Here is a 26,464-nt window from a genome sequence, read left to right as displayed (position 1 = left end):
GGAACGCGACCGGGATCGCGGCCATGGCGGCGGTGCGTGAAGAGCCTCGGCGATCAGAGGTCGCGCCGCTCCAGCGGTCGTACGGCCGGCCCCTGGACGACCTCGCCGTTCGGGGTGAAGCGGGAGCCGTGACAGGGGCATTCCCAGGTCCGTTCGGCCTGGTTGAAGGCCACGACGCAGCCGAGATGGGTGCAGTGGGCCGAGACCGAGTGGAGCTGTCCGCCCTCGTCGCGGTGGACCGCGCACCGCCGCCCGCCGACCCGCAGCACGGCACCGTCGCCCGGGGCGAGGTCCTCGGGCGTGGCCCCGGAGGCGGAAGTCAGCCGGTCGCCGACGAAGTGCCGGGCCACATGGGCCTGGTGCTTCACGAACGACGCCCCCTCACGGACCACCGACGCCATGCGGCGCGGATCGTACAGACCGGCCCACTCGACGTCCTCGCCCTCGATCAGACCGGTCAGCAACCGGCCCGCCATGATGCCGCCGCTCAGCCCCCACCCGCCGAACCCGGTCGCCACATACGTGTGCCTGGCGCCCGGGTGGAACGGTCCGACGAGGGGCACGGAGTCGGTGGAGTCGTTGTCCTGGGTGGCCCATCGGTGGGTGAACGTCAGCCCCCGGAAGCGGCCGTCGGCCCAGTCGGTCAGCCGGGCGAACCGCTTCTCGACATCGGCGGTACCGGGCGCGAAGTGCTCCCCGGTGACGATCAGCAGCCGCTTGCCGTCCCCGTACGGGGCACTGCGCACGGACCGTGTGTTCTGCTCCGGCGTGATGTACATGTCGCGCGGGGCCCGGTCCTCGTCGAGGAGCCCGGCCACGACCAGCTCGCGGCGCGGCGAGAGCCGGGTGAAGAGCAGGGCGCGGTCGAAGACCGGGTAGTGGGTCGCGACGACGACGTCCTCGGCACGCACCGACACACCCGCGTCGGTCGTCAGCACACACGGCGCACCCGAGCCGTGGCCCTCACCCCGGCCGTCCTCCCGGCCGTCCTCCCGGCCGTCCCCCCGGTGCTCCTTGAGCCCGACGACCCGTGTGCCCTCGTACACCGCGCCGCCGCGCCGCCGGAGGTCGTCGGCGAGGGCGAGCAGATACCGGCGCGGGTGGAACTGGGCCTGCCCGCTCACCCGGACCGCCCCGACGACCGGGAACGGCAGCTCCGTCTCCGTCGTGAACTCGGCCGGCAGCCCCGCCTCCCGCGCCGCCTCCGCCTCCGCCCGCAGCCGGGCGACCCGCCACGGCTGCTCGGTGTACGTACAGGCCGCCGCCTCCTCCCAGTCGCAGTCGATGCCGAGTTCGGCGACGATCTCGGCGGCACGGCCGATCGCGGCGGACTGCGAGCGGGCGTACAGCCGGGCGCCCTCGCGGCCGCGCGTGCGCCGCAGACGGTCGTAGACCAGGGTGTGCAGGGCGCTCAGCTTGGCCGTGGTGTGCCCGGTGACCCCGGCCGCGATCCGGTCGGCCTCCAGCACGGCGACCTCCCGCCCCCGCCGGACCAGCTCCCAGGCCGTACTGAGCCCCGCGACACCGCCGCCCACCACCGCGACATCGACCGAGAGGTCCCCGGCCGGCGGGGGAGCGGGGTCGCCGGGCGGCGCGGTGTCGAGCCAGTAGGAGCCCTGGATGCCGGTGTGTGCGTTCATGGCGCCCGAGTGCCCGTTGTCGGGGCAACCGGAACAGGGCGGCCCTCCGTTGTTTTGCCCCGCCCGTGCGCGGGGACCCGGCACGGGACCAGGACCGGCCACGGGGTCGGTGAACGCCGAGACGACCAGGGGTGCCCACGGATGTCCCACCCACAGCAACCCGAGCAGCGGCGCGGCCACAAGGGCGGTGCCACACCGCAGCACAGCGGTGAGCACAAGGCAGGACAGGACCGGCTGAGGGCCGGACACGCCCATGGCACCGACAAGGGCGACAAGGGCGGCGGCGAAGGCGGCGGGGTGCCTCCGGACCAGCGACCCGAACACCCGTGAACCGAGTCCGGGGCGGGCCCGGAGAGGAGCCGAGCATGAGCAGGGAGAAGGATGTGTCGGGCACCGGGGTCGTCGTCACCGGGGCGACCGGCAACGTCGGGACCAGCCTGGTACGGCTGCTGGCCGAGGACCCGCGGGTCGAGTGGGTGCGGGGCGTCGCCCGGCGCGCACCCGGCCGGGAGCCCACCGGGACCGAGTGGCGGACCCTCGATGTGGCGTCCGAGCGGACGGACCTCGCCGAGGTGTTCCGGGGAGCGGGCGCCGTGGTCCATCTGGCGTGGGCGTTCCAGCCGACGCACGACCCGGCGAAGACCTGGCGGACCAACGTCCTCGGCAGTATGCGCGTCTTCGAGGCGGTCGCCAGGGCGGGCGTGACCACGCTGGTGTACGCCTCGTCGGTCGGCGCGTACTCCCCGGGCCCGAAGGACCGCCCGGTGGACGAGTCCTGGCCGACCCACGGCTGGCCCGACGCCGCCTACTGCCGTGAGAAGGCCTATCTGGAGCGGGCGCTGGACGTCTTCGAACGCGATCACCCCGAGATCCGGGTGGTGCGGATGCGCCCCGCCTTCCTCTTCAAACGGGAGTCGGCGAGCGAGCAGCGCCGTATCTTCGGCGGACGCTTCCTGCCCGGCCCCCTGGCCCGCCCCGAGCTGATGCCGTTCCTCCCGGACGTACCCGGTCTCACCGTGCAGGCGCTCCACAGCGACGACGCCGCCAGGGCCTACCACCTGGCCCTGCGCTCCCACGACGCCCGGGGCGCCTTCAACCTCGCCGCCGAACCCCCGGTCGACACCGACCTGCTCGGCGGGATGCTGGGCCTGCGCCCGGTACGACTTCCCCGGACGGCGGCTCGATCCGCGATCGCCGCCGCTTGGGGACTCCACCTCCTGCCCGCCTCGCCCCACCTCTTCGACGCGGTCCTCCGACTGCCCCTGATGGACTGCTCCCGCGCCCGTACGGAACTGGGCTGGGAACCGGAACACACCACGACGGCGGTACTGCGGGAGTTCCTGGACGGGCTGCGCGAGGGCGCCGGCGCCGCCACGGAACCCCTGCGGGGGCGCAAGGTCGGCTGAGGGACACCACGACGACCATGACCCCGAACCTGAACCACGACGAGGCACCCGTCCTGGACGCCCTCGCCCGCTACCACGAACTCGGCGAACTCGGCTTCACACCACCCGGCCACAAACAGGCACGCGGTGCGGACCCCCTCCACCTGCGGCAGCTCCCTGTCCGTGAAGGCCGCCATGCTCACGGTGACCTGCCCCGGCCAGAGCATCCTCGTCGGGCGGGACGCCCACAAGTCCGTCGTCGCCGGGCTCATCCTCTCCGGGGTCCGCCCCCTGTGGGTCGAGCCCGAGTGGGACGCCGAACGCCATCTCGCCCACCCTCCGTCGTCGGCGGCGTACGACAAGATGTTCACCGAGCACCCCGACGCCGACGGTGCCCTCGTCACCAGCCCCACCCCCTACGGTTCGGCCGCCGATCTGCACGGCATCGGCGAGGTCTGCCGCCGCCGGGACAAACCGCTGATCGTCGACGAGGCCTGGGGCGCGCACCTGCCCTTCCACGACCGGCTGCCGTCCTGGGCCATGGACGCGGGCGCCGACATCTGTGTGACCAGCATCCACAAGATGGGCAGCGGCCTGGAACAGGGCTCCGTCTTCCATCTCCGGGGCGACCTGGTCGACCCCGCCGAACTCGCCTCCCGCGCCGACCTGCTGGGCACCACCAGCCCCAACGTCCTGCTGTACGCCGGCATCGACGCCTGGCGGCGGCAGATGGTCCAGCACGGCCACGACCTCATCGACCACGCCCTGAACCTGGCCGACCGCACCCGCGCGGCCATCGAGGCTATCGACGGCATCCATGTCGACGACGCCGACGACTTCTGCGGCCCCGGCCTCGCCGCCGACTTCGACCCCCTGCCGGTCGTGATGGACATCGGCGGCCTGGGCACCACCGGCTACCGGGCCGCCGACTGGCTGCGCGAGCACCACCGCGTCGACATGCACCTCTTCGACCACCGCCGCCTCAGCGCCCAGCTCACCCACGCCGCCGACGACCACACCACCGGCCAACTCCTCACCGCCCTGCGCGATCTGGCCGACCACGCCGACGAACTGCGCGACGCCCCACGCGCCGACGCCCCCGATCCCGGGGCCCTCCGCATGGAACAGGTCCTCCTCCCGCGCGACGCCTACTTCGGCCACCACACCGACGTGCCCGTCCAGCGGGCCGAGGGCCGTATCGCCGGCGAAATGATCACTCCCTGTCCCCGGGGCATCCCCGCGATCCTCCCCGGCGAGGAGTGAAGTCGGCGGAGGACCGCACCGTGCCCTCGTCGAGGCCGCCCAGGGCCGGGGGTCACAGCTTCGCCCGCTGGTACTGGCCGAGGAAGTCGAACGTCCCGTCGGCGACGCGGAACAGGAACAGGGCGTCGCTGTTGTAGCCCTTGTCGGTCGTGAAGGCGATGGTCCGGCTGACGCCCTGGTGACGGACCTCCCGCATCCGGCGGGCGATCGCGCCGCGTTCCGTCAGCGGGGCGCCCTCGCCCGCGCACACCCGGGCCAGGAACATCACCGCGTCGTACGCCTCCGCCGCGTACCGGCCCGGCGGTTCGCCGTAGCGGGCGCGGTACGCGGCGGTGAAGGCGCGGGCGGCCGGGGTGGCCGTCGGGTCGACGAAGGCGGTGGCGAAGACCCAGCCGTCGGCGGAGTCGCCCGCCGCCTTCAAGAAGCCCGCGCCGAAGGCCCGTTGGGTGGCCACCCGGGCTCCCTCGAACCCCGCCTCGCGCAGCGCGGACGACAGGGCGCCCGCCCGCTGTGCGCCCCCGCTGAACACGACCGCGTCCGCGCCCGCCGCGACGACCTCCCCGGCGAGCCCGGCGGCGTCCAGCCTCCCGGCGGGAACGGTCGTCACGGTCGTCTCCCTCCCGTCGCGCCCCAGCGCGCGCCGCATGTCGTCGCACAGGGTCCACGCGAAGTCGCCCTCGGCCCGGTCCTCGACCAGGAACACCCTGCGGGCGTCGACCGAACCCGAGAGAAACGCGTTGCACGGCGCGGCGAGCAACCGGTCGGTGGGCGACAGTTGCGCGTGCGGGCGGACGGTGGTCAGACCGGCGTCCCTGACCTCCGGGGACACCCCCACCGACACCGTGAGGACGGGCAGCACCGCCTTGGTGTACGTGGCCTCGGAGGCGAGGAAACAGTCGTCCGTGGTCGGGCCCAGCACCGCGAGGACCTGTTTGTCCTCCGCCAACCGCGCCGCCCGGTCCAGCGTCCGGCCGGGCTCGCCCCCGTCGTCGTACGCGCGCAGTCCGATACGTATCGGCCGGTCGCCGTCCGCGTTGATCTCGGCGACGGCCAGCCGGGCCCCGTCGAGCTGTGCCTTGCCGGTCTCGGCGGTGGCACCCGAGAGGTCGCCCTGGAAGGCCACGAGGAGTTCGGTGCGCGGCGGCGCGGAGGAGGACCCGCCACCCGCTCCCTGGGAACCACCCCGCCCGCTCCACCACCACGCCCCGCCACCCACCGCCAGCACCCCGACCCCCGCCGAGCCGAGCGCCAGAAACCCACGGCGAGTCGGGGAACGCACCTCGGGCCGCGCCCCCTGAAGCGAGGTCACCGTCACCGCGTCCGGCGCCGGCACGGCATCCGACGGCGCCCCGTCGGCCCGGGATGGCCTCCCGGTCGGCGACGGCTCGCCATCCGACGGCACCACAGCATCCGAGGCCGGCGCGGCACCCGCCGGCGCCCCGCTGACCCGGGACAGCCCCCTTTCCGGGTTCTGTTCGCCCTGCGATGGCGGCACCCCCTGCGATGGCGGCGGGCCTTGGGACGGCGGCGGGCCGTCCGGCGCCGACGCCCGGGTCGGCTCTATCGCGCCCAGCGCCAGCACCGCCGCCGAGCGGTCCGCGATCAGGCGGGTCACCGGTTCCGGCAGCCAGCGCTCCCGGTCGTCGGGCCGGCCGGCCGCCGCGTCCAGCGCCGCATGGACCTCCACGGCGGTCGGCCTGCGCGTCGGCTCCTTGTCCAGGCAGGCCCGTACGACGGGCTCCAGGGCGTCCGGGATGCCGGGCAGTTCCGGCTCGTCGTACACCGTGCGCAGCAGCATCCCGGCGACCGCGCCCCCGCCGAACGGCCGTACGCCGGTCGCCGCGTAGGCGAGGACGCAGCCCAGCGAGAAGACATCGCTGGGCGGGCCGATCTCCCCGCCGCGTGCCCGCGCCTGCTCGGGGGAGAGGAAGCCGGGCGAGCCCACGACGACGCCGGTGGACGTCAGCGCCGTACCCTCCGGGGCGCGGGCGATACCGAAGTCGATCAGGCGCGGTCCGTCGGGGGCGAGGAGTACGTTGCCGGGCTTCACGTCGCGGTGGACCAGCCCCGCCCGGTGGACCGCGTCCAGCGCCTCGGCGAGCCGCAGCCCCAGCACCGACACCGACGCGGGGGACAGCGGCCCATGGGCCTGCAGTACCTCCGCAAGGGAGGGGCCGGGGACGAACGCGGTCGCCAGCCACGGTTCCTCCGCGTCGGCGTCCGCGTCCAGCAACGGCACCACCCAGGGGCTGCCGACCCGCCGGGCCACCTCGATCTCCCGCCGGAACCGGGCCCGGAACCCCCGGTCGTCGGCATGGGAGGCCCGTACGACCTTGACCGCCGCGAACGCCCCGCCGGGCGCGCGGGCCAGGAAGACCACGCCCATGCCGCCCGCGCCGAGCCGCCGCAGCAGACGGTAGCCGCCCAGCCGCGACGGGTCGGCGGCGCGCAGCGGTTCCATCAGGCCTGTAGCGGCGCGGGGCCGTCGTAGACGAAGGTGCCGTTCTCGACCCGCCAGAGGTGGCCGCCGGTGCCGTCGATGACCGGCAGACCGGTCTTCTGGAACCCGTAACTCCTGGTGACACCCTGGTACTTCGCGGCGAACAGGGCGGCGAGCAACTCCTCACGGGTGCGGCTCCTCGCCGACAGACCGGCCAGCGTCGTCAGCACCATGCCGGTCATGTCGTACGCCTCCGCCGCGTACCGCGGCGGCGCCTCCTTCCACCGCTCGCGGTAGGCGTCCACGAACGCCCGCGCGCCGTCCACCCGGGTCGCGTCGACGACCGGCGCGACGATCGACCACCCCTCGGCGGCCTCCTTCGCCTCCGTCAGGAAACGCTCGTCGAGCAGCGCCGGACCGGAGGCACGGGCGCCGGAGAAACCGCGCTCGCTCAGGGCGCGGGCGAACGACACACCCCGGTCGTGCAGCCCGGCGAAGGCGAACGCGTCCGTCCCGGCGGCCAGCAGATCGTCCACCGCGTCGTCGAAACCGGACCGCATGGCGCTGACCACGCGGGGTACGTACGGCTGCGCCGCCGTGTGCAGCTGTCTGCTGAGCGTGGTGCCGATCTCCGAGCCGTAGGTGTCGGACGCCCGGTCGACGACCAGGCCGACCCTGCTCGGGCGGCCACCGCGTACGACCGCGTCGAGGTAGATGGCGAGGATCGTGTCGGACAGCCGGGCGTTCAGGAACGAACGGAAGCCCTGCACCGAGAGGTTGATGCCTCCGGTGGACACGGACACCACGGGGAGGAGAGCGGCGTCGTAGGCGGCCAGTGCCGTCTGGGCGCTCGCGTCCGTGGTCGGGCCGACCACCGCGAGCACCGACTTGTCCTCGGCGAGTTCCTTGGCGAGCCGCGCCGCCTCGGCCGGATCGCCACCGTCGTCCACGGCACGCACCCTCACCTGGAAGGGGGCGTCCTTCCGCTCGTTGAACTCCGCGACCGCCAGCCGAAGCCCACGCTCCTGCGCCCGCCCGGTCACGCGTGCGGTACCGGACAGATCGCCGTGCAGGGCGATGGTGTGGGTGGGCCGCCCGGAGGACGCGGCGACGGACGGCTTCCCGCCACCCGTGCCGTCGCCCCGACCCACGGCCCACCAGACCGCCCCACCACCGCCGACGAGCAGCGCACCCGCACCGGCGAGGAGAAGGGCCCGACGCCGCACGGGCTTGTCGCTGTCCGTGGCCGTGGCTGTCGGGAGGGCGTCGTCGGCGCCGGACACCGGGACCGCCGCGTCGGGTTCGCGGACGTGAGGTCCGGCCTCGGAGGAGCCGGAGCCACGCGCACCGGTTCCGTCCGCGGAGCCGTCCGGCTCGGCGCCCACGGACGAGCCGTCCGCCGAGATCTCGGTGTGCTCGATGTCCGGCAGCGCCAGCGCCTCGCTCGAACGCCGGGCGATCAGCCTTACGACGTCCTCGGGCAGCCAGGGCTCGGGGGCACCGCCGGGCGCGACCGCCGGGGCGTCGTCCCCCGACTCCTCCGGCAGCAGCTCCCGTACGACCTCCCCGGTCCCAGGCCGCCGTGTCGGGTCCTTCTCCAGGCAGCGGGACAGCAGGTCCGTCAGCGGGGCCGGGGCGTCGTCGAGGTCGGCGGGGTCGTGGACCGCGCGGAAGAGGAGGGCGTCGAGGGGGCCCTCGCCGAAGGGCGGGCGGCCGGTCGCCGCGTAGGCGAGGACGCAGCCGAGGGAGAAGATGTCGCTCGCCGGGCCGATGGTGCGGGCGTCGCGGCCGTCGGCCTGTTCCGGGGCGAGATAGCCGGGCGTGCCGACCACGAGGCCCGTCGCGGTGAGCGCGGTGTCCTCGGGGGCCCGGGTGATACCGAAGTCGATGAGCCTCGGCCCGTCGGCGGCGAGGAGGACGTTGCCGGGCTTGAGGTCCCGGTGGACCAGCCCGGCCCGGTGGACCTCGCCGAGCGCCTGGGCCAGCCGGCCGCCGAGGACCCGCAACCCCCGTTCGCCGAGCGGCCCATGCGCGGCCACCGCCTCGGCCAGCGACGGGCCGGGCACGTACGCGGTCGCCAGCCAGGGCGACTCCGCGTCCGCGTCGGCGTCCACCAGCGGCACCGCCCACGGGCTGCTGATCCGCCGGGCGACCTCCACCTCACGGCGGAACCGGTCCCGGAAACCCCGGTCCTCGGCGTACTCGGCCGCCAGCACCTTCAACGCCACCAGCGAACCGCCGGGCGTACGCGCCAGATACACGAGCCCCATGCCACCCGCGCCGAGCCGCCCGAGCAGCCGGTGGTCGGCGATCCGCGCCGGATCGGAGGAACGCAGCCGCCGCATCAGCCCTCACCCCCGCCCAGCTCGAAGCGCACCCGGTCGAGCATGGTGGTGGTGCCGCGTGTCGCGTACTGCTGCAGCTCGCTGTCGGTGTAGCCCTCGGCGCCCTTCAGCGACACGGCCAGCGTCACCTGGCCGAGCCGGGTGACCATCCACCGGTAGGTGGCCTTCCCGTCGTCGGTGAGATAGGAGCCCGTCTCGAAGACGGAGTCGTCGGAGTAGGTGTTGTCGCGCAGGCCGAGGGGCGTGCCGATGGAGTTGAGGTCCGTGATCCGTTCGTCGGTGCGTACCTGCTGCTCGGGGCAGCGAAGGGTGTCCTCCAGCGTCTCGGCCATCCGGTCGTCGGCGCCGAGCACCGTGGAGTGCACGGTCACCGCCGCCGTCACCTTGACCGTGCCGCGCTTTCCGGTGCCGGGCAGTTCGCTGTACAGGGACAGCGAGGCGAGCACACCGTCGGGCAGGGCCCGGCGCTGCCACCGGCACTCCTCGTCCAGGACGGCGAAGGTGCCCTCCGCGCTACGGGCCAGCGGCTGCGCCTGGAACCCCGGCCCCCAGTCCTGGGGCCGCATCACGACGGCCTCCGCGAGCGCGGCGGCCTGCTCCCCCGACTTCGGTACGCGCCCGGGGTCCGCCTCGAACGGCGTCGCCGACGGCTGCGCACCCTCCCGCGCCACCTGACCGGAAGCGGAGGGCGCCGGCGACCCGGAAGCCTCGGCTCCGGGCCGGTCCGTCCCCTCCGCCGCCCCGGCACTGCAACCGCACAACAACACCGCCGCCGCGGTCCCCGACATGACGGCCCTGAACCGCCAACCACCTCTCGGACCAGTCGATTTGTCTTCCAACGCCGCCCCCTCCGCTGCCGTACCCCCGTACGTGACCGGTGATCGTACAGAGGTACGCATTCCAGGAGCGGACGGTTCCCACGAGACTTGTCGCACACACCGGAACCATTGACGCGGAAGGTGAACTGCCCCACGGAAAACGGAGGTTCGGGACCGGATGGGGCAGGGGTGGCACGGGGGCGACGCCGGAACCCGGAGTCCCGGACGGGGGGGCGGCGGCGCCGTCAGGGACGTACGGGGCCGGTCAGCTGCACGATGTCGTCGGCGGCGACGTCGTGCAGCCGGATGGCGAGGTCCTCCAGGGCCCGGCTCGCGGCGAGTTCGTCACCGATCTCGGGGACCGGCCGGTCGATCGGATTGCGCCGGGCGGTCCCCTTGCCGGTCACGGTGGACGAGCCCTGGGTGTCCAGCACGGCACGGGCCCGGGTGTCGTCGCCGTCCTCGGTGATATAGATCTGCACGGTCCACTGCTTGTCTTCCACTGCGATCACCTCCGGGCGGGAATCCCCTTCACTCCTCAGGCTGCGCTTCTCGGGGGGAGCGGTCCAGCCGAGGACGAGGGCCACCACCCGGAGGCCGGAGCCGGTCAGCGTCTCCAGTGGCGGATGTCGCGGAAGCGGGCCTCGACCCGGCCCGAGCCGTGGTTGTAGACGCCGTTCTTGAAGTAGCGGGTGGCGGGGCCCCGGTCGGCGACGGTGAGGACGAGGGAGTCGTCGAAGTAGACCTTGATGGTGCCGGTCCCGCTGGTCGCCTGGTGGGCGATCTTGACGTTGAACCAGGTGTCGTACGCGTTGGTCTTCAGCACGGTCCCGTCGTAGCGCCGTACGGTGCCGCCGCCGGTGTTGTAGACGTTGAGCATGATGTCGGTGGCGAAGGTGCCCGCGGGGCGGACGCCGCGCAGGATCTGGACGAAGGACGCGCCGTCGCTGCCCGACGGCAGATAGACGTCGGCGTCCCACATGCGCTCACCCGTCGTGTACTCGGCCTTCCAGCGCATCTCGCAGCGCGGGTCGGTGGCGCTGCCCTCCTGGAAGGGCTCGTCGGTGGCGTACACCCACATCCGGTGCACGCCCCCGCTGTAGCCGTGCCGCTCGGAGAGGTCGAGATTCCAGGGCTTGTGCCAGTTGTACGTGAACGAGGTCTGCGTCCAGCCGTCGGTGGGGTCGGCGGTCGGCGCGGGCGTCGCCGCCGTCGCCGGGCCGGTGAGCGGGCCCTGCGGTACGGCGAGCGCGGCACCGCCGGCCAGTAGTCCGGCTCCGGCGCGTAAGGCGGTTCTCCTGTTCATCGCGAGTCCTCCGATGAGTGTGGGGGAGGGGAAGTGACTCGCAGAGAACCCCAATACATCGGATGAGTCAAGAGTCTAGACCTTTCGTTCGTCCCTGTTCTCGCGCTGTCTGACTCATTGACAGGTGCGCGACGCGCTGCCTACGTTCGCCGAGACACCCGATGTATCGATGATCCATCAGGTCTGGAGGACAAGGATGACCTCACAGCCAAAGATGACCTCACAACCGGGGAAACGTTCACCGGTGGCCCGCAGAGCCGTGATCGGCACCGCGCTGGGCGGCGCGGCAGCCGCGGCCTTACCCGCGACGGCCCATGCCGGGCCGGGGTTGTCGGCGGAGAGCACCGCCGGGACCGATCAAGTGGCCGGACGTCACCGGCGCCCCTGGAAGCTCCGCGACACCATGACCGGCGACCGCGCCTGGGAGACGTTCCTGCGCGGCCAGGACCTGCTGTGGAGCAGGCTGCCGACCCTCTGGTACGAGGGCCCGTTCCTCGGGGACGGACAGCTCGGCAGCATGGTGTACCAGGAGCCGGGCGCCAACAAGATCCGCTTCACCGTCCAGCACGGCCGGGTCCAGGATCACCGCCCCGAGTTCGGCAGCGGGTGGGGCACCTGCCGCCTCCCGGTCGGCCATCTCACCCTCGACCCGGTCGGCACCATCACGGCCGTCGACTGGCGGCTGAGCCTGTGGAACGCCGAGTTCACCGGCACCGTCACCACCACCGAGGGCACCCTCACCCTCTCCGCGCTGATCCACGACGAGGTCCTGGCCCTCCGCGCCACCGCCACCGGCGGCGAACGGGTCACCTGGACCTTCCACCCCGAGGAGGCCATCAGCCCCCGGAAGATCAGCGAGGCCCCGCCCTCCGGCTACACCGCCAACCCCGCCTGGACTACCCGCACCACCGCCGACGGCACCGAACAGGTCCTCCAGCCCCTCATCGCCGGCGGCCAGACCGCCACCGCCTACCGCCGCGCCGACGACGAACTGCTGCTCAGCGTCGGCCACAGCTTCCCCTCCGACACCGCCGCCGAGACCGCCTCCCTGCGCAACCTGCGGCGCGCGTCCTCGTACGCGGCCCTGCGCCGTAAGCACCTGCGCTGGTGGCGGGCCTTCTACCGCAAGAGCTTCGTGTCGTTCCCCGACCAGCGGCTGCAGAGCTTCCACTGGATCCAGCTCTACAAGGTCGCCTCCGCCAGCCGCGCCGGCGGCCCCGTCATGGCCACCTGCGGGCCCTGGCTGGAGGCCACCCCCTGGCCCGCCGTCTGGTGGAACCTCAACATCCAGCTGGAGTACTGGCTCGTCCACGGCTCCAACCACCTGGAACTCGACTCGCTCGCCACCACGGTCCGCCAGAACCAGGAACAGCTCATCGCCAACGTCCCCGCCGCCTACCGTTCGGACAGCTCGGGCGTCGGCCGCAGCTCCGACATGTTCGCCAACCGAGGCGTCGGCCGACCGGGCACCGGCGCCGAAGTGGGCAATCTGGCCTGGGCGTTGCACAACGTCTGGCTGACCTACCGGCACTCCATGGACGAGGCCCTGCTCCGCGACACGGTCTTCCCCGTGCTGCGCCGGACCGTCAACTACTACCTGCACTTCCTCACCCCGGGCGCCGACGGCAGACTCCACCTCCCGAGCACCCTCTCGCCCGAGTACCCCGTCGTACCACCGCAGGACACCAACTACGACCTCGCCCTGATCCGCTGGGGCTGCCAGACCCTCGTCGAGTCCGCCGAACTCCTCGGCATCGACGACGAGTTGATCCCCCGCTGGCAGGAAGTACTGGCCCGCCTGGTGCCCTACCCGGTCGACGGCAACGGCTTCATGATCGGCGCCGACACCCCGTACGCCCAGTCCCACCGCCACTACTCACACCTGCTGATGGTGTACCCGCTGTACCTCGTCACCTGGGAGCGGCCCGAGAACCGGGAGCTGATCTCCAAGTCGGTGGCCCACTGGCAGGCGCTCGGCAGCGCCCACCGGGGCTACAGCTACACCGGCGCCGCCTCCATCCACGCGATGACCGGCGACGGCGACACCGCGATCACCTATCTGCGGAAGTTCTTCGACACCACCACCCGCTACCCGTGCCGGCCCAACACCCACTACGCCGAGGCCGGCCCGGTCATCGAGACCCCGCTGTCCGCCTCGCAGTCCCTGCACGACATGTTCTGCCAGAGCTGGGGCGGAGTGATCCGCGTCTTCCCGGCCGTCCCCTCCGCCTGGGCCGACCTCACCCTGCACAACTTCCGCACCCAGGGCGCCTTCCTCGTCAGCGCCGTCCGCAAGGCGGGCACCACGCGCTTCATCCGGGTACGGAGCCTCGCGGGCGAACCGCTCAAGCTCCGCCACGGCCTCACCGGGACCCTCACCGTGCTCCTCGACGACGGCAGCCCGGCCCGCACCCGCGACCTCGGCGACGGCACCCTCGCCATCGACCTGCCCAAGGGCCGCGAGGTCCTCGTCCACTCCGGCCCCCGCCCCGACCTCGTCATCGCCCCGGTCGCCGTCACCGAACCGGGCCCCGCCTGGGGCCTGCCGTAGTCACCCAGCAACAGGGAGGATCTCCATGGCGGTTCCCAGGGCGGTTCCGTATCGGACCGCGGTCGTCTCCGCGCTCTGCGCCGGGCTGGCGGCCACACTGCTCACCACCGGGCCCGCACGGGCCGACCAGCCCATCGCCGGCGCCGCCGACCACGTGTGGTCCCTGTCGACGGCACCCCACGCACCCCGCGCACGGATCGCCCTCGACGGCACCACCGGCGCACTCGCCCTGTCGGTCTCCCGCGACGGCCGTACGGTCATCGAACCCTCGCCCGTCGGCATCGTCACCGAACAGGCCGACTTCTCCGAGGACTTGCGCTTCCTGCACCGCGAGGACCGGCGGATCGACGAGCGGTACCGGACGAAGTCCGGGAAACGGCTGGAGCGCCGGGTCCGGATGAACGAGACCCGACTGTCGTTCGCCACCCCCACGGGCGCCCGGCTCGACCTCGTCGTCCGGGCCTCCGCCGACGGCATCGCCTACCGGTACGCGCTGCCCGCCGGGCACGGCGACGTCCTCGGCGAGACCTCCGCGTTCCATCTGCCGCCGGACGCGGGCACCTGGCTCAGCAAGTACCGGGCCGACAACGAGGGCCAGTTCGTCGAGTACACCGCCGCGAGCGCGCCCACCGGCGAGTACTCGGACCAGGCACTCTTCTCGACCGACGGCGGCTACACCCTGCTCGCCGAGTCCGGCCTCACCGGCGCCTACTCCGGCGCCCGGCTCGCCCACGACCAGGGCACCGGCACCTACCGGATCAAGCTCGCCGACGAACGGGTCGAGACGGACGGCCCGCTCGTCACGCCCTGGCGGGCCATGGTCACCGGCGATCTCGCCACCGTCACCCGCTCCACCTTCACCGACGACCTCGCCCCCGCCTCCCGGGTCGCCGACCCCACCTGGGTCAAGCCAGGAACCGTGCTGTGGACCTGGCTCGCCGGAGGCAGCGCGGCCGGCCAGAGCCTCACCGCGCAGAAGGCCTACGTCGACTACGCCGCCGAACGGGGCTGGCCGTACGAGGCCGTCGACGCGGGCTGGTACTTCAAGAAGGACGAGTGGGACACCACCGACCCCGACTGGCAGACCAACAGCTGGATGCCGGAACTCGTCGAGTACGGCCGGGCCAAGGGCGTCGGCATCATCGTCTGGATACACCAGCGCGACCTCGACACCCCCGAGGAACGCGCCCGGTGGCTACCGACGTTGGAGCGGTGGGGCGTCAAGGGCGTGAAGATCGACTTCATGGACTCGGAGGCCCAGTCGACCCTGAAGTGGTACGACGACATCCTCACCGGGACCGCCGCCCACCACCTCATGATCGACTTCCATGGCTCCACGATCCCCAAGGGCATCCAGCGCACCTGGCCCCAGGTGATGACCCTGGAGGGCGTCGCAGGAGAGGAGAAACGCACCAACACCGCCGCCCACCTCACCACCCTGCCCTTCACCCGCAACGTCATCGGCTCCATGGACTTCACCCCCGGCGCCTTCCACCGCGTCGGCCTGCGCCCCAACTCCGACGCGGCGGAGACCGGGATGGCCGTCCTCTACGAGTCGGGCCTGCAGATGTTCGCGGGCACCCCCGAGTCGTACGACGCCCGCCCGCTCGCCCGGGAGTTCTACGACCAGGTCCCCGCGGCCTGGGACGACACCCGGCTCCTCACCGGCAGCCCCGGCCGGGACGCGGTGCTGGCCCGTCGCAGCGGGGAGCGCTGGTTCCTGGGCGGGGTGTACGCGGGGGAGGCCAGGACGGCGGAGGTCCCGCTGGCCATCGGCCGAGGGCGCTGGCTGGTCGAGACGATCACCGACGGCACCGAAGGGCTGGTACGGGAGCGCCGGGTCCTGAACGGAGGCGACACCCTGGGCGTCGCCGTCGTGCCCAACGGCGGCTTCGCCGCACTCGCCTGCCCCTGGCGGCCGGGCATCACCACCTGCCACCGCTGAGGCGGAGGGCCGCGTGGGGGCCGGGAGGCACGGGCCGTCGGGAATGTCCCGACCGGCGGCCCGTGCCGCCGGGGCGCCCCGCTCAGGGGAGCAGGACGATCTTGCCCCGGGTGTGGCCCCGCTCCAGTTCCGCGTAGGCGTCGATGACGCGGTCGAGGGGGTAGGTGGCGGCGATCGGGATCTCGACGGCGCCCGAGGCGACCAGATCGACCAACTCGATCTGGATCGCCCGGTCGGTCGCGTTGTGCCGGCCGTCGGCCCTGGCCCCGATCTGCGCCGCGCGCTCCATGGCGGCGGTCGTCTGGACGCGGTGCGGCGCCACACCGAGAGCGAGGGCGATGTCGAGGTAGATCGGCCCATGGAGGTCGATGAACGCGTCGACGCCGTCCGGCCCCGCCGCCTGACGGAGCCGGTCCAGCAACCCGTCCCCGTACGGCACCGGGACGACACCGTGCCGCTGTAGCCACCCGGCGTTGCCCGGCGAGGCGATCCCGAGCACCCGCACACCCTCGTGGACGAGCAGCTGGACCAGGAACGACCCCACCCCGCCCGTGGCGGCGGACACCACCACGGTCTCCCCGGGCTTGGCCTCGACGGCACGGGCGGACGCGTACGCCGTACTGCCGACCATGTGCAGCGAGCCCGCCGCCTCCCAGCTCAACTCGCTCGGGAGCGTCAGCAGTCGGGCCACCGGAACCGCCACATGGGTCGCGTGCGCGGAGCGGTCCGGCGACCAGCCCAGCACCTGGTCGCCGACGGAACGCCCCGACACCCCGGCACCGACGGCCACGACGACCCCGGCGAGATCCATGCCCTGCGCGGCGGGGAAGTTCAGCGGGAAGTGGTCCCGGACGACCCCGGAGCGGAGCAGCGAGTCGAAGGGGTTGACGGCGGCGGCCCGTACCTTGACCACCACCTCCCCGGGCCCTGGCTCGGGCATCGGGACATCGGCCAGATACAGCACTTCGCGTTCGCCGTACGCGTCGAACCGCACGGCACGTGCATATGCGCTCATGACTTCTCCGTACTTCTCCGGTCCACCGAGACGCCGAGGTCGCGGAATGCTTCAAATTTGAAACCTCGTTCGGGGACGATAGACTCTTGTTCCAATTTGAACAACAGGTAGGGTGGTGACATGGGTCATACGCGATGGCTGAACGACGAGGAGAAGCGCGCCTGGACGGCCTTCACAACGGCGCACGCGCTGCTGCTCCGTCGCCTGGAACAGCGGCTGAAGAGGGACTTCGGCCTGTCCGGCCTGCAGTACGAGATCATGGCCCGGCTCAGCGGATCACCCCACCATGAGCTGCGGATGGCCGAACTGGCCTGCGCCCTGGTCAACTCCAAGAGCGGGCTGACCTATCAGATCGGGCAGATGGAGAAGGCAGGCCTGGTACGCCGCCGCTCCTGCCCGAGCGACGAGCGCGCGGTCTACGCCGTCCTCACCGACGACGGCATGGCCCTGCTGGAGCGGGCGGCACCGGGCCATGTGGAACTGGTCCGTGATCTCCTCATGGACGCCCTCACCCCCGACCAGGTGACCGCGCTGGCCGACGGCCTCGGCGCGGCGACGCGCCGGATGACCGCCGGCCCCGACGGAGCACCCGCCGGCGCGGACGACGCGGACGGCTGCCCGGGCGCCACCCCCGAACCCCGGGACCGGGTCACAGACGCAGCACGATGAGGGCCGTGTCGTCGGTGTTGCCGGACACGGGCAGCAGATCGCTGAGGAGAGCGTCCGCGAGGGGCTCGGGAGCGAGATGACGGTGCCCCGCGAGGGACTCCGCCAGCCGCGCCAGGCCCCTGTCGATGCCCTCGGTACGGCGCTCGATCAGCCCGTCCGTGTACAGCACCAGCGCGGCACCGTCGATGAACGGGATGTCGGCCTGCGGACGGGGCAGCGCCTCCGGGCGGGCGCCGAGCGGCGGATCGGTGGCCAGGTCGAGGAAGGTGACGGTGCCGTCGGGACGCAGCAGCGCGGGCGGCGGGTGCCCGGCACTGCTGTAGGCGATGGTGTGGCTCTCCCAGTCGATGAACGTCGTCACCGCGGTCGTCGACTCGGCGCCCTCGACGGCGCGGGCGTACAGATCCAGCGAGTCCAGCGCCTGCGCGGGCCCGCCGGCGACCCGGGTGGCGCCGCTCAGCGCACTGCGCAACTGCCCCATGGCACAGGCCGCGGCCAGCCCGTGCCCCACGACATCCCCGACGGCGACCGCGAGGCTCCGCCCCGGCAGATCGACCAGGTCGTACCAGTCACCGCACACATTCAGCCCGCCCACGGCCGGCCGATAGCGCAGCGCGACCTCGTACGGTCCCGTCGGGCGGGGCGGCGGCAGCATCGCCGCCTGCAGGGCGAGGGCGACCTCGCGCTCATGGGCGTGCGCCCGGCGCAGCCGTTCGTTGACCTCCTGCAGTTCACGGGCGCGGGTGTACAGCTCGGCCTCCAGCACCCGGGCCCTGCTGTCGTCGCCGCCCGGACCGCCGAAGGCGCGGATCAGCTCGGTGACCTCCTCGACCCGGTGGACGATCAGCACCACCTTCCCGTCGGGGCCGAGGACGGGGGCGTTGACCGGGCTCCAGAAGTGCTCCTCCCAGTGGCCGGGCCGCTCCGGGTCCTCGATGTCGTAGCGGAGCAGGGCCATCGTGTCCCGCTCGCCCGTCGCCACCGTGCGCAGCATCGACGACTCGGTCTCCCGCATACCGGCTGCCGCCGGGTCGTTGGGGTTCTCGGGGAAGACATCGAAGATGTAGCGGCCGAGCAACTGCTCACGGGTGCGCCCGGCCAGCCGGAGGAAGTCCTCGTTGGCGTCGGCGTACACCAGATCGGGAGTGAGCAGCGCCACCATGCCGGGCAGGGCCCGGAAGACCGCCGCGTAGTCGATGGGCGGTTCCGTCATGTCCTGCCTGCCTCGACACCGAACGTCACTGTGCGGTTCCACGATAGAAGCCCACACCCTACATGGCGCCCGCGTTGCTCCCTCCGGGTTCGGAAAGGGGTGCGCCCACAGGGGATGGAAGGGGCCGGGTGGAGTATCTGCATCACTCGAACGGGTGACGCGGTCCGGCGTGGAACCACCACCGGGCGTGACGGATTCCCCGGCCCGGGCTTCGAGTTCGGGCCGGGCCGGGGGCTGTGCCGTTCGGGTGTCTAGGTGGTGGAAGGGGTTGATGTCATGGCGGCTGGGGCTGGGGCTGAAGCCGGGGCCGGGGCCGGGTTCGGGGCCGGTTGCCAGGTGGCCCGGACCAGGGCCTGTTCCGTGGTGCTCAGATAGGCGGCCGCGGCGAGCCACGCTCGGGCGTAGCCGTCGGGGTCGGCCTCCTCGGTGCGGCCGAACACGTCACGGGTGCGGCGGTCGGCCTCCGAGGTGAGCGCGATGGCCAGATCGGCGGCGGCCCGGAATCCGCTGCGGCGCAGTGCCGCCCCGGCTCCGGCCCGGTCGCCGTCGCGTGCCGGTTCGGCCACCGCCCGGCGGCCCCCGGACACGGCGACCTCGACCAACCGGCGCAGCCGCCACAGCGGGGCCTCGGCCAACGGGTCCGGCACAAGCGCGGCGAGCCCCTCCACAGGCGGCAGCGAGTCGGCCGGTGGGAGATGTACGCCTTCGAGGCGGTCGTATCCCAGGTCGGCGCGGCCCTGCCAGTCCGAGGGCAGCCGTAGCGTCGCCTCGATGCCCGGCACCGGGCCGACCGCGAGCGGGCGGAGCGTGGCGGCGCGGTCGGGGTCCAGCCGGCCGATCACCCGGAGCCGTAGCCCCGGCCGGGAGGCGAGCCGATGGAAGTTGGCCGTGTGGGCGAGGTCGGGGTGGCCGTTGGCCGGGGTCAGCCGGATCAGCGGGCCCTCCTCGACCGGCCGGCCGGGGGCCAGTTCACGGGCGAGCAGCTGATCGCCCGCCGCACCGACCAGCACCAGGTCGCACCCGATCAACTCACGCGCCGCCTGCTCCGCCCGCTCCGGATCGGCACCCGGCGCCCCTGCCAGCCGCTCGGCGACGGCCTCCGCCAACGGGCGCGCGAACAGCGCCGCGAGCGGGCCCGATCCGGGGCCGACGCCCGTGCCTGATCCCGCGCCCGTGCTCGTGCCCGATCCCGTGCCTGACCCTGCGCTCGCGTCTGAGCCCGCTCTCGTACCTGCGCCCGTGCCCGTGCCCGTGCTCGTGCTCGTACCTGCGTTCGCGCCTGCGCCCGCTCTCGTACCTGTGCCTGTGCCTGCCCCGGCGCTCGCCCCCGGCTCCGACGTCCATGGCAGGCCGGCGACCGGAGTCGCGCGTACGCCCTTGCCGGAACCCAGGCGGCCGTCCGGGGAGAGCGTGGCACCGGTGATCAGCAGCCCGCCACGGGAGAGTTGGGAGTGGTTGAGGCTGCCCGAACCTAGTGCCACGGTCGCCGTGGCGGCACCCCGGGCACGTGCGGGGCCACCCGGCTTGACGTCGGCGATGGAGAACCACCGCCCGTCGTCGGAGACGAGATGCGTCACGACACCGCCGTAACCGGTCGCCGCGATCACCGGCTCCCGGCACACGCCGTGGACTCTCAGGCCCCCGCCCGGCCGGTAGGCCCGCCGCGCGGTGCCGATCAGGGCCTGATCCGGGTCCGCGACCATCAACAGGCCTGCGGTGAGCAGCAGTTCGCGGACGTTGGCGACCAGATCGGCAAGCCGGTGACCGTCGTGCCGGGCCCGTGCGCCGCGCAGTCCGCGCACGACCCTGAGGGCCGCCGCCTCGGCCCGGTGCAGCCCCGCGAGCCGAGCCGTGTGCGCCGCCCGCAACAACTCCGCCTGCGGTACCGCGCCCGCCGCCGGGACACCGGCGGAGAGCACGGCAGCGGCAGCGGCCCACAGGGCCCTCGCGGCGGACACCTGGGCGGAGGTGGGGGCGGCGGGCGTGCGGCCGGCGGGATTGGCGTCGGTAGGGGCGCGGCCTGCGGAGTTGGGGTCGGCTGGGGTGCGGTCGGCGTCGGCAGCGTTGCTGCCGGTGGGGGTGGGGGCGGTGGGTGCGGCCGTCCGGGCGGAGGCCGGGGCAGCGGGTGTTGTCGCGGCGGGAGCCACCGTGGTCGCCGAGGGCTCGACGGAATCCGCGGGTCGCGCGGGAGTTCCACCGGACGCCGAAACGCCGGCCTCGCCGTGGGCCCCGGCGCCCGCGCCGGACGCGGCTGTGGTCTCGGCGGGCATGTCGGCCAAGTCGTCCGCGTCGGCCACCGGGCAGACGCCGAGGACGGCGGCGCGGTGCAGACAGCGGGGGGCCAACAGGCAGCTGCAGAGCACCTGTTCAGGGTCGGTGAGCGCGCCGGACGCGCCCGGGGTGAGGGTGACCTCCGCGTCCTCGCCGCACCGGATGCGCAGGGCACCGGCGTCGGCCGTGACGGGCAGGGCCGCGTACGACTCGATCGCGGCGTCCAGTTTCTTGCGCAGCCGGGAGGTCAGGCTCTCGACGGCGGCGGCGACCACATCGGGCGCCGCCGGGGGCAGTTCGGCGTTCATCGGGTCTCTCCCCGGAGGCGTTCGCCCACCCAGCGGGCCAGGGCGAGGGGACTGAGGGCGGCGACGGGCATACCGGCCGCGACGAGCTGCTGGGCGATGGGCACCGAGTAGCGCGGGGTGCCGGTGTCGTCCAGGGCGGCGCACCCCATCAGATGCACCCCGGAACCGGCCAGGGCCCGTACCTCCCCGAGGAGACCGCCCAGCGGGTAGCCCTCCTCGAAGTCGCTCACCACGGCCACGAGGGTGCGGCTCGGCACGGTGATCAGGGAGCGGGCGTGGGCGAGCCCGGCCGCGATATGGGTGCCGCCGCCGACCCGTACCTCCAGCAGCAGCGACAACGGGTCGTCCACCCGGTCCGTCAGATCGATCACATCGGTCGAGAAGGCGAGGAAGTGGGTGGAGAGGGTGGGCACCCCGCCGAGGACGGCCGCCGTCAGCGCCGACCAGATGACCGACGCCTCCATGGACCCGGACACATCGACCACGAGGATCAGCCGCCAGTCCGCCTCCTTGCGGGAGCGGGTGCTGAACACCGGCCGCTCCGGTACGACGAGGGTTCTGCCGTCGGCCGTGCGGTGGGTGGAGGCGAGGTTGGCGCGCAGGGTGCGCGGCAGATCGAGTCGGCCGCCGGGGCGGCGGGTCGGGCGCGGGGTGGCCAGGCCCGTCAGCGCCGGGCGCATCCGGGTGGCCAGCTCCTTGGCCAGCTCGTCGACGAGGCGGCGCACCAGCGGGCGCAGCTTGGCCAGTTGCTGTTCGGGCATGCCGCCCGCGAGGTTCAGTACGGAGGTCAGCAGATCGACCGAGGGGCGGACCGACTTGGGGTCGAGTTCGGCGAGGACGTCCGTACGGCCGTGGTCGGCGGCCCGTGCCAGGACCTCCTCGCGGACCTCGGCGCCGAACAGCGCGTCCAACTCCTCGGCCCACTCCCGGGCCGTGGGGAAGGAGGCGTCCTGCCCGCCGCCCTGCCCCCGGTCGCCGTCCCGCCCGAAGTCCGAGGCGCCTTCGCCACGCCCGGCCCCGTACAACTCGTCGAGTGCGTACGCGTAACGCCGGGCCCCTTGCGGCAACTTCTCGCTCTCCCGTCCCAGCAGCAGCCGCCAGCGGTCGGTGGGGGAGAGGTGGAGGAGGGAGGGGGCCGCGGGGGCGGGTGGCTCCGTCGGGTGGGTGGCGGGGGCGGGGGATGCGGTGTCCGCCGCGCGAGTGGCGGGTGTGTGACTCGGTCCGGCCGTGCCCTCGATGCCGTCGGCGCCATCGGTGACCGCCTGGTTCCCGGCTGCTTCGGCCGACGCCGTCCGCTCAGCACGCTCGGCTTCCACAGGGGCCTCGGCGGCCTCTGCGGCCTCCGAGGCCTGGGCGGCGTCCGGCGACTCCGGGTGCGCTCCGCCACCGGGCTTCTCGGCGGTCTGCGTCTGCGTCCCCAGCAGCAGACGCAGGGAACCCAGTGCCGCCAGGCCCGTCGTGTCCGCCGCGGTCCACAGCGCCAGAAGCTGGGGTGAGGCGCCGAGAGAGAGGTCGAGGCGGTCGCCCAGGCGCTCGGTGACCGTGTTCAGGAGACGGTCGCGGGCGGCCGGGCTCAGTGTGTCGAAGCCGCCGCGCAGGGCCGGGAGCCGGTCCAGGAAGCCCTGATCGTCGAGCGTGTCGATACGGTCGAGCAGAGGGTCGAGGGCGGTCGGGGCCGACTGGAGCAGGGGTGCGGCACCGCTGAGCAGACCGGTCAGACGGCGGGACAGGGACTGTCGGCCGTCCGGCCCGGTGGCCGTGTCGACCCAACCGGCCGCCCGTGCGCCGAGCGTGTCCGCGTCGTCGAGGTCGAGCAGGACCCGGGCGGCCAGCGCGGCCCCCTGGACGAGCGGGGAACCGGTGCGGGCCAGGGTGCCCAGGGCGTCGTCCATCCGCAGACCGAGGTGGTGTTCACCCGCCCGCGAGGCCAGCCCGATGAGCGCGGCGGCGTCCTCCGGCTGGTCGCTGCCCGCGAGTCCGGGCAGCGCGCGGACCGCTGCCTCCAGCAGATCGGCGGCGAGCGCCGCGGCCTCCTCCCTGCTTCCGTCCGTCGTACCGGGCAGATGGCCCCGGCGCAGTGCCTCCAACAGGTCGAGTGCTTCGAGGAGTTCGGGCAGGGTGGCCGTCGTGGGGAGCACGTCGGCCGCGTCCGTGAGCCGCTCGGCGACCAGCCCGGGCAGATCGCAGCGAGCGGCGTCCCGCAGGCCCGCGAGAACGAGGGCACAGGTGGGGCCGCCCTCCGCCGACTCCCGGCGGAACGTCTCCCGCAGAGTGCCCTCGGCGGCCAGCGCCGCGGTCACCCCGCGAACACCGGCCAGATCCAGCCGTACGGGGACCGCCGGGGTCCACTTCAGCCGCCACCGCGTGGTGAGCGCCGTACCGTCACCCGTGCCGGATACTTCCACGGCCTCGCCGTACCCCGCCCCGCACACCGCCAGCCGCTGGAGCAGGATCTCTCGGCGGCCGTCGAGGGCCGAGCGCAACGGGTCCAGCCGCAGCTCGCGCGAGGCGGGGTCGTCCGGGCCGGGCAGCCGCAGCGCGGCCAACTCGGCCTCCACGGAAGGGCCGAGCCCGGACCGGGGGGTGCCCGGCGCGACCCGGCCCCGGTCGGTGCCGACCAGCACCACTTCCAGCGCCCGAGCCAGGGCCCGGCCGCGACCGAGCGGCTCCCCCTGACCCATCACGGTCGTCAGCGCCTCCAGCACCTCGCCCCGCCCCGGCGCCGTGAGCCCACGCAACGCGGCCAGGTCGCACGCCACCCGCAGGGTCTCGGCGGCTTCCCCCGTCCCCGCCGTGTGCCCGGCGGCCCGCAACTCCCGGCACACATCGGTGATCGCCCGCGCGGCGGCGGCGTGCAGCGACTCGGGGTCGCCCCCGGCCATGAACACCGCCTGCTGCCACCGGGGGTCCCGAATCCCCGCCGGATACCCGGAACGCGAGTCCAGCAGATCGAAGGCGTACGGCACGAGCGAGGTGACGACCGGGGGCCGCTCCCCGACGAGCGCGGCGCCCGGCACGGAGGCCGACGCCGACAAGGCCGCCGAGACGGAAGCCGAGGGCGAAGCAGAGGCCGAGGACGGAGTCGGGGCGGGACCAGCAGTCGGAGCCGAGGCCGACACCGCAGTCGAAGTCGACGCGGCAGTCGAGGCCGGGGCGGGCGGACGTGCGGTCGATGCGTGGCCGCCCGACGCGTCGTCCTCCGGGCCCGCCCCGTTCGCCAGCGCCGGGGCGTGGAAGGCGCCGATGACAGCGGCGACCTTGCGCCCACCCGTCGAGGCACGGGCGATCGTCGCCCGCATATGTGCCTCGCGGGCCAGGTCCACCGACGGCACGCCACCCGACGACTCGGCGTCCCGGCGCAACGCCCACCCCACACCGAGCGCCGCCCGCCGGACGGCCTCGGGCGCACAGCCGGGCGCGAGCACCTCGACGCCGCGGTCCCAGAGGTCGTCCCCGTCCCGGCCGGTCCCGGCGGCGACGAGCGCCTCGGCGAAGGCGGTCGGCGCGACCGACGGCACGACCTCGCCCACCACGTTGGCCGTGGACCCTGGTGCGTCGGGGTCGTCTGCCGGGCCCGGACAGCCCGCGCCGTTCGCCGCGCCCGCCCCCGATGAACGCCCCCCGGTCCACGCCGGGTCCGACATCGGCAGGTCGCAGCACACGACCTCGACGCCGTGTTCGCGTGCCCAGCGGAGGGCGGCGAGTTCGGGGGAGAAGTCGGCGAAGGGGTAGAAGCCGAGCCGGCCGCCCTCGCTCGCGCCCGCGAGGGCGACCGGGGCGAGGGTGCCCGGGGCGGCGAGGTGGGGGAGCCAGTGCTGGAAGTCGGCGGGCAGCTCCACGCAGACGACCTCCGCGCCGGAGGCGTCCAACAGCGCGGGCACCGCCGCGGCGAGGGCCGGGCTGTGGTGCCGTACGCCCAGCAGATACGGCACCGTCGAGTCGGCGAGGGCCGTGACGGCCGTCCGCGGGTCCTGAGCGATCGTCACCGAAGGTTCTCCCGCAGATCCCAGAGGCGGCGCCACGTCGCCGAACCGTCCTCGGCGCGACGACGCACCGGACCGTCCCAGTAGCCGAGCAGCCGGGCATGGTCGGCGGGGTCGTCCTTGCGGACCACGCCCAGCAGATGACCCGGTACGAGATCGAGGGCGTCCCCGCCGGGCAGATACGCGGCGGCCACCCCGAGGGAGGCGGCGACCTGCACGGCCTCGGCGGTCGACATCACCGTGCCCGGCCGCTCCACGTCCCAGCCCTCGCCGGACCGTCCGCCCCGCAGATCGCGGAAGACGGTGACCAGGACGTCCAGGACCGCGTCGTCCACCGCGAACGCCGCGCCCGCCCGCTCGACCGCCGCCGTGGCCTGGCGCCGTACGAGCGCGGTCTCGGCGTCGACGTCCGCGATCGGGTGCACGGTCTCGAAGTTGAAGCGGCGCTTGAGCGCGGCGGACATCTCCGAGACCCCTCGGTCGCGGAGGTTGGCCGTGGCGATCACGGTGAAGCCGGGGGCCGCGGGGACCTGGGCGTCGTCCGTGCCGGACAGCTCGGGCACGCTCACCCGGCGGTCGGAAAGGATCGACACCAGGGCGTCCTGCACCTCCGGCAGACAGCGGGTGATCTCCTCGACCCGCGCCACCCGGCCCGAGCGCATCGCGCCGAGGACGGGGGAGTCGACCAGCGCCTGCGGGGTGGGGCCCTGGGCCAGCAGCAGGGCGTAGTTCCAGCCGTAGCGGAAGGCGTCCTCGGTGGTGCCGGCGGTGCCCTGCACGGTGAGCGCGCTGGTACCGCACACGGCGGCCGACAACAGCTCGGAGAGCATCGACTTGGCCGTACCGGGCTCGCCGACCAGCAGCAGACCGCGCTCACCGGCGAGGGTGACCACGCACCGCTCCACCAGGGCGCGTTCACCGACGAACTTGGGGGCGATCACCAGCTTCTCGGGCAGCGTCTCGTGCGGCTTGGGCAGCTTCAGGGTCTCGCCGCCGCTGCCGCAGACGAAGGTGACCACGGAGCGCGGCGTCAGCCGCCAGCCGGGCGGCCGGGGCCCCTCGTCGTGGGCCGCGAGAAAGGCGAGTTCGGTGGCGTGGCGCTCCTCGGCGGGCAGAGTCTGCCGGGCCGGAAGAGCCGTCACCGTGTCGGTCGAGGTCATGGATGTCCTTGGTCGATGGGTCGATTGATCGTCTGGATCAAGGGTGTGGTCGGGCATGGATGTGGTCGGGCACGGACCAGCGGTGGCGGGTGGGACGCCGTGCTCGGCGCCCCACCACCGCCCGCCTGCTTCTGGCGGCCGGGCTCGCGCCG

Annotated in this window: 16 protein-coding genes and 1 pseudogene; 6 read left to right on the top strand and 11 right to left on the bottom strand. The window is 73.6% G+C overall.

All coding sequences use genetic code 11. The features are described 5' to 3' along the window. Positions 1 to 53: 53 nt before the first annotated feature. Entirely contained in the window at positions 54 to 1,640 is a 1,587-nt protein-coding gene (locus ACWD4G_RS10310) for an FAD-dependent oxidoreductase (RefSeq protein ID WP_451292174.1), read from the bottom strand. A 141-nt stretch (positions 1,641 to 1,781) separates the two neighbouring features. On the opposite strand from ACWD4G_RS10310, the gene ACWD4G_RS10305 reads away from it, so the two are divergent. From ACWD4G_RS10305 to ACWD4G_RS10295, 3 genes and pseudogenes are all read left to right on the top strand, one after another. Next, positions 1,782 to 1,970 carry a hypothetical protein gene (locus ACWD4G_RS10305; protein ID WP_451292172.1) on the top strand — a complete coding sequence of 63 codons (189 nt, stop codon included), beginning with the start codon at positions 1,782 to 1,784 and terminating at the stop codon, positions 1,968 to 1,970. 35 nt (positions 1,971 to 2,005) lie between these two features. Beyond that, a complete protein-coding gene (locus ACWD4G_RS10300; protein ID WP_451292170.1) occupies positions 2,006 to 3,046 on the top strand; it encodes an SDR family oxidoreductase in 1,041 nt (346 codons plus the stop codon). A 17-nt stretch (positions 3,047 to 3,063) separates the two neighbouring features. Beyond that, positions 3,064 to 4,282, top strand: a pseudogene (locus tag ACWD4G_RS10295) (aminotransferase class I/II-fold pyridoxal phosphate-dependent enzyme); the annotation flags it as partial. Positions 4,283 to 4,340: 58 nt separating this feature from the next. On the opposite strand, the gene ACWD4G_RS10290 reads toward ACWD4G_RS10295, so the two are convergent. The 5 genes from ACWD4G_RS10290 to ACWD4G_RS10270 form a co-directional block, all read right to left on the bottom strand. After that, positions 4,341 to 6,749, bottom strand: a complete 2,409-nt coding sequence (locus ACWD4G_RS10290; RefSeq protein WP_451292168.1) for a bifunctional serine/threonine-protein kinase/ABC transporter substrate-binding protein — start codon at positions 6,747 to 6,749, stop codon at positions 4,341 to 4,343. After that, the gene (locus ACWD4G_RS10285; RefSeq protein WP_451292167.1) at positions 6,749 to 9,073 is read right to left on the bottom strand and encodes a bifunctional serine/threonine-protein kinase/ABC transporter substrate-binding protein; all 2,325 of its coding nucleotides are present in this window, start codon (positions 9,071 to 9,073) and stop codon (positions 6,749 to 6,751) included. Before ACWD4G_RS10285 ends, ACWD4G_RS10290 begins: the two co-directional genes overlap by 1 nt. Continuing rightward, the gene (locus tag ACWD4G_RS10280; protein ID WP_451292165.1) at positions 9,073 to 9,861 is read right to left on the bottom strand and encodes a hypothetical protein; all 789 of its coding nucleotides are present in this window, start codon (positions 9,859 to 9,861) and stop codon (positions 9,073 to 9,075) included. Before ACWD4G_RS10280 ends, ACWD4G_RS10285 begins: the two co-directional genes overlap by 1 nt. A 275-nt stretch (positions 9,862 to 10,136) precedes the next feature. After that, the gene (locus ACWD4G_RS10275; protein WP_451292163.1) at positions 10,137 to 10,403 is read right to left on the bottom strand and encodes a DUF1876 domain-containing protein; all 267 of its coding nucleotides are present in this window, start codon (positions 10,401 to 10,403) and stop codon (positions 10,137 to 10,139) included. A 95-nt stretch (positions 10,404 to 10,498) separates the two neighbouring features. Then, positions 10,499 to 11,197 (bottom strand): polysaccharide lyase family 7 protein, encoded by a 699-nt coding sequence (locus ACWD4G_RS10270; RefSeq protein ID WP_451292161.1) that lies wholly within the window; start codon positions 11,195 to 11,197, stop codon positions 10,499 to 10,501. 214 nt (positions 11,198 to 11,411) lie between these two features. Here ACWD4G_RS10270 and ACWD4G_RS10265 point away from each other — a divergent pair, with 214 nt between their 5' ends. Together ACWD4G_RS10265 and ACWD4G_RS10260 are read left to right on the top strand one after the other, a co-directional pair. After that, positions 11,412 to 13,748, top strand: coding sequence for a glycosyl hydrolase family 95 catalytic domain-containing protein (locus ACWD4G_RS10265; protein ID WP_451292309.1), 2,337 nt, complete (start codon positions 11,412 to 11,414; stop codon positions 13,746 to 13,748). Between the two features lie 25 nt (positions 13,749 to 13,773). Then, positions 13,774 to 15,693 carry a glycoside hydrolase family 97 catalytic domain-containing protein gene (locus ACWD4G_RS10260; RefSeq protein ID WP_451292159.1) on the top strand — a complete coding sequence of 640 codons (1,920 nt, stop codon included), beginning with the start codon at positions 13,774 to 13,776 and terminating at the stop codon, positions 15,691 to 15,693. Positions 15,694 to 15,775: 82 nt separating this feature from the next. On the opposite strand, the gene ACWD4G_RS10255 is transcribed toward ACWD4G_RS10260, so the two are convergent. After that, positions 15,776 to 16,708 carry an NADP-dependent oxidoreductase gene (locus ACWD4G_RS10255; RefSeq protein ID WP_451292157.1) on the bottom strand — a complete coding sequence of 311 codons (933 nt, stop codon included), beginning with the start codon at positions 16,706 to 16,708 and terminating at the stop codon, positions 15,776 to 15,778. 120 nt (positions 16,709 to 16,828) lie between these two features. On the opposite strand from ACWD4G_RS10255, the gene ACWD4G_RS10250 reads away from it, so the two are divergent. Beyond that, positions 16,829 to 17,377 carry a MarR family winged helix-turn-helix transcriptional regulator gene (locus tag ACWD4G_RS10250; protein WP_451292155.1) on the top strand — a complete coding sequence of 183 codons (549 nt, stop codon included), beginning with the start codon at positions 16,829 to 16,831 and terminating at the stop codon, positions 17,375 to 17,377. Here the strand turns inward: ACWD4G_RS10250 and ACWD4G_RS10245 are convergent. From ACWD4G_RS10245 to ACWD4G_RS10230, 4 genes are all read right to left on the bottom strand, one after another. Next, a complete protein-coding gene (locus tag ACWD4G_RS10245; RefSeq protein WP_451292153.1) occupies positions 17,358 to 18,590 on the bottom strand; it encodes a PP2C family protein-serine/threonine phosphatase in 1,233 nt (410 codons plus the stop codon). The two genes, ACWD4G_RS10250 and ACWD4G_RS10245, sit on opposite strands and share 20 nt — an antisense overlap. Before the next feature lie 251 nt (positions 18,591 to 18,841). Further along, positions 18,842 to 21,169 carry a hypothetical protein gene (locus tag ACWD4G_RS10240; protein WP_451292151.1) on the bottom strand — a complete coding sequence of 776 codons (2,328 nt, stop codon included), beginning with the start codon at positions 21,167 to 21,169 and terminating at the stop codon, positions 18,842 to 18,844. Continuing rightward, a complete protein-coding gene (locus ACWD4G_RS10235) occupies positions 21,166 to 25,155 on the bottom strand; it encodes a DUF5682 family protein (RefSeq protein WP_451292149.1) in 3,990 nt (1,329 codons plus the stop codon). The genes ACWD4G_RS10240 and ACWD4G_RS10235 overlap by 4 nt, the downstream gene beginning before the upstream one ends. Next, positions 25,152 to 26,312 (bottom strand): ATP-binding protein, encoded by a 1,161-nt coding sequence (locus ACWD4G_RS10230; protein ID WP_451292147.1) that lies wholly within the window; start codon positions 26,310 to 26,312, stop codon positions 25,152 to 25,154. The genes ACWD4G_RS10235 and ACWD4G_RS10230 overlap by 4 nt, the downstream gene beginning before the upstream one ends. Positions 26,313 to 26,464: the final 152 nt, after the last annotated feature.

It is taken from the genome of Streptomyces sp. NPDC002643, from assembly GCF_053592555.1.
Note: the sequence above shows the minus strand (reverse complement) of the source record. Positions and strands in the feature narration are given on the sequence as shown.

Excerpts from the sequence above, each read along its gene's own strand:
- ACWD4G_RS10285 (WP_451292167.1), bottom strand. The coding sequence starts at position 9,073 with ATGCGGCGGCTGCGTTCCTCCGATCCGGCGCGGATCGCCGACCACCGG.
- ACWD4G_RS10245 (WP_451292153.1), bottom strand. The coding sequence starts at position 18,590 with ATGACGGAACCGCCCATCGACTACGCGGCGGTCTTCCGGGCCCTGCCC.
- ACWD4G_RS10265 (WP_451292309.1), top strand. The coding sequence starts at position 11,412 with ATGACCTCACAACCGGGGAAACGTTCACCGGTGGCCCGCAGAGCCGTG.
- ACWD4G_RS10270 (WP_451292161.1), bottom strand. The coding sequence starts at position 11,197 with ATGAACAGGAGAACCGCCTTACGCGCCGGAGCCGGACTACTGGCCGGC.
- ACWD4G_RS10310 (WP_451292174.1), bottom strand. The coding sequence starts at position 1,640 with ATGAACGCACACACCGGCATCCAGGGCTCCTACTGGCTCGACACCGCG.
- ACWD4G_RS10260 (WP_451292159.1), top strand. The coding sequence starts at position 13,774 with ATGGCGGTTCCCAGGGCGGTTCCGTATCGGACCGCGGTCGTCTCCGCG.
- ACWD4G_RS10255 (WP_451292157.1), bottom strand. The coding sequence starts at position 16,708 with ATGAGCGCATATGCACGTGCCGTGCGGTTCGACGCGTACGGCGAACGC.
- ACWD4G_RS10280 (WP_451292165.1), bottom strand. The coding sequence starts at position 9,861 with ATGTCGGGGACCGCGGCGGCGGTGTTGTTGTGCGGTTGCAGTGCCGGG.
- ACWD4G_RS10230 (WP_451292147.1), bottom strand. The coding sequence starts at position 26,312 with ATGACCTCGACCGACACGGTGACGGCTCTTCCGGCCCGGCAGACTCTG.
- ACWD4G_RS10290 (WP_451292168.1), bottom strand. The coding sequence starts at position 6,749 with ATGGAACCGCTGCGCGCCGCCGACCCGTCGCGGCTGGGCGGCTACCGT.
- ACWD4G_RS10240 (WP_451292151.1), bottom strand. The coding sequence starts at position 21,169 with ATGAACGCCGAACTGCCCCCGGCGGCGCCCGATGTGGTCGCCGCCGCC.
- ACWD4G_RS10305 (WP_451292172.1), top strand. The coding sequence starts at position 1,782 with ATGTCCCACCCACAGCAACCCGAGCAGCGGCGCGGCCACAAGGGCGGT.
- ACWD4G_RS10250 (WP_451292155.1), top strand. The coding sequence starts at position 16,829 with ATGGGTCATACGCGATGGCTGAACGACGAGGAGAAGCGCGCCTGGACG.
- ACWD4G_RS10300 (WP_451292170.1), top strand. The coding sequence starts at position 2,006 with ATGAGCAGGGAGAAGGATGTGTCGGGCACCGGGGTCGTCGTCACCGGG.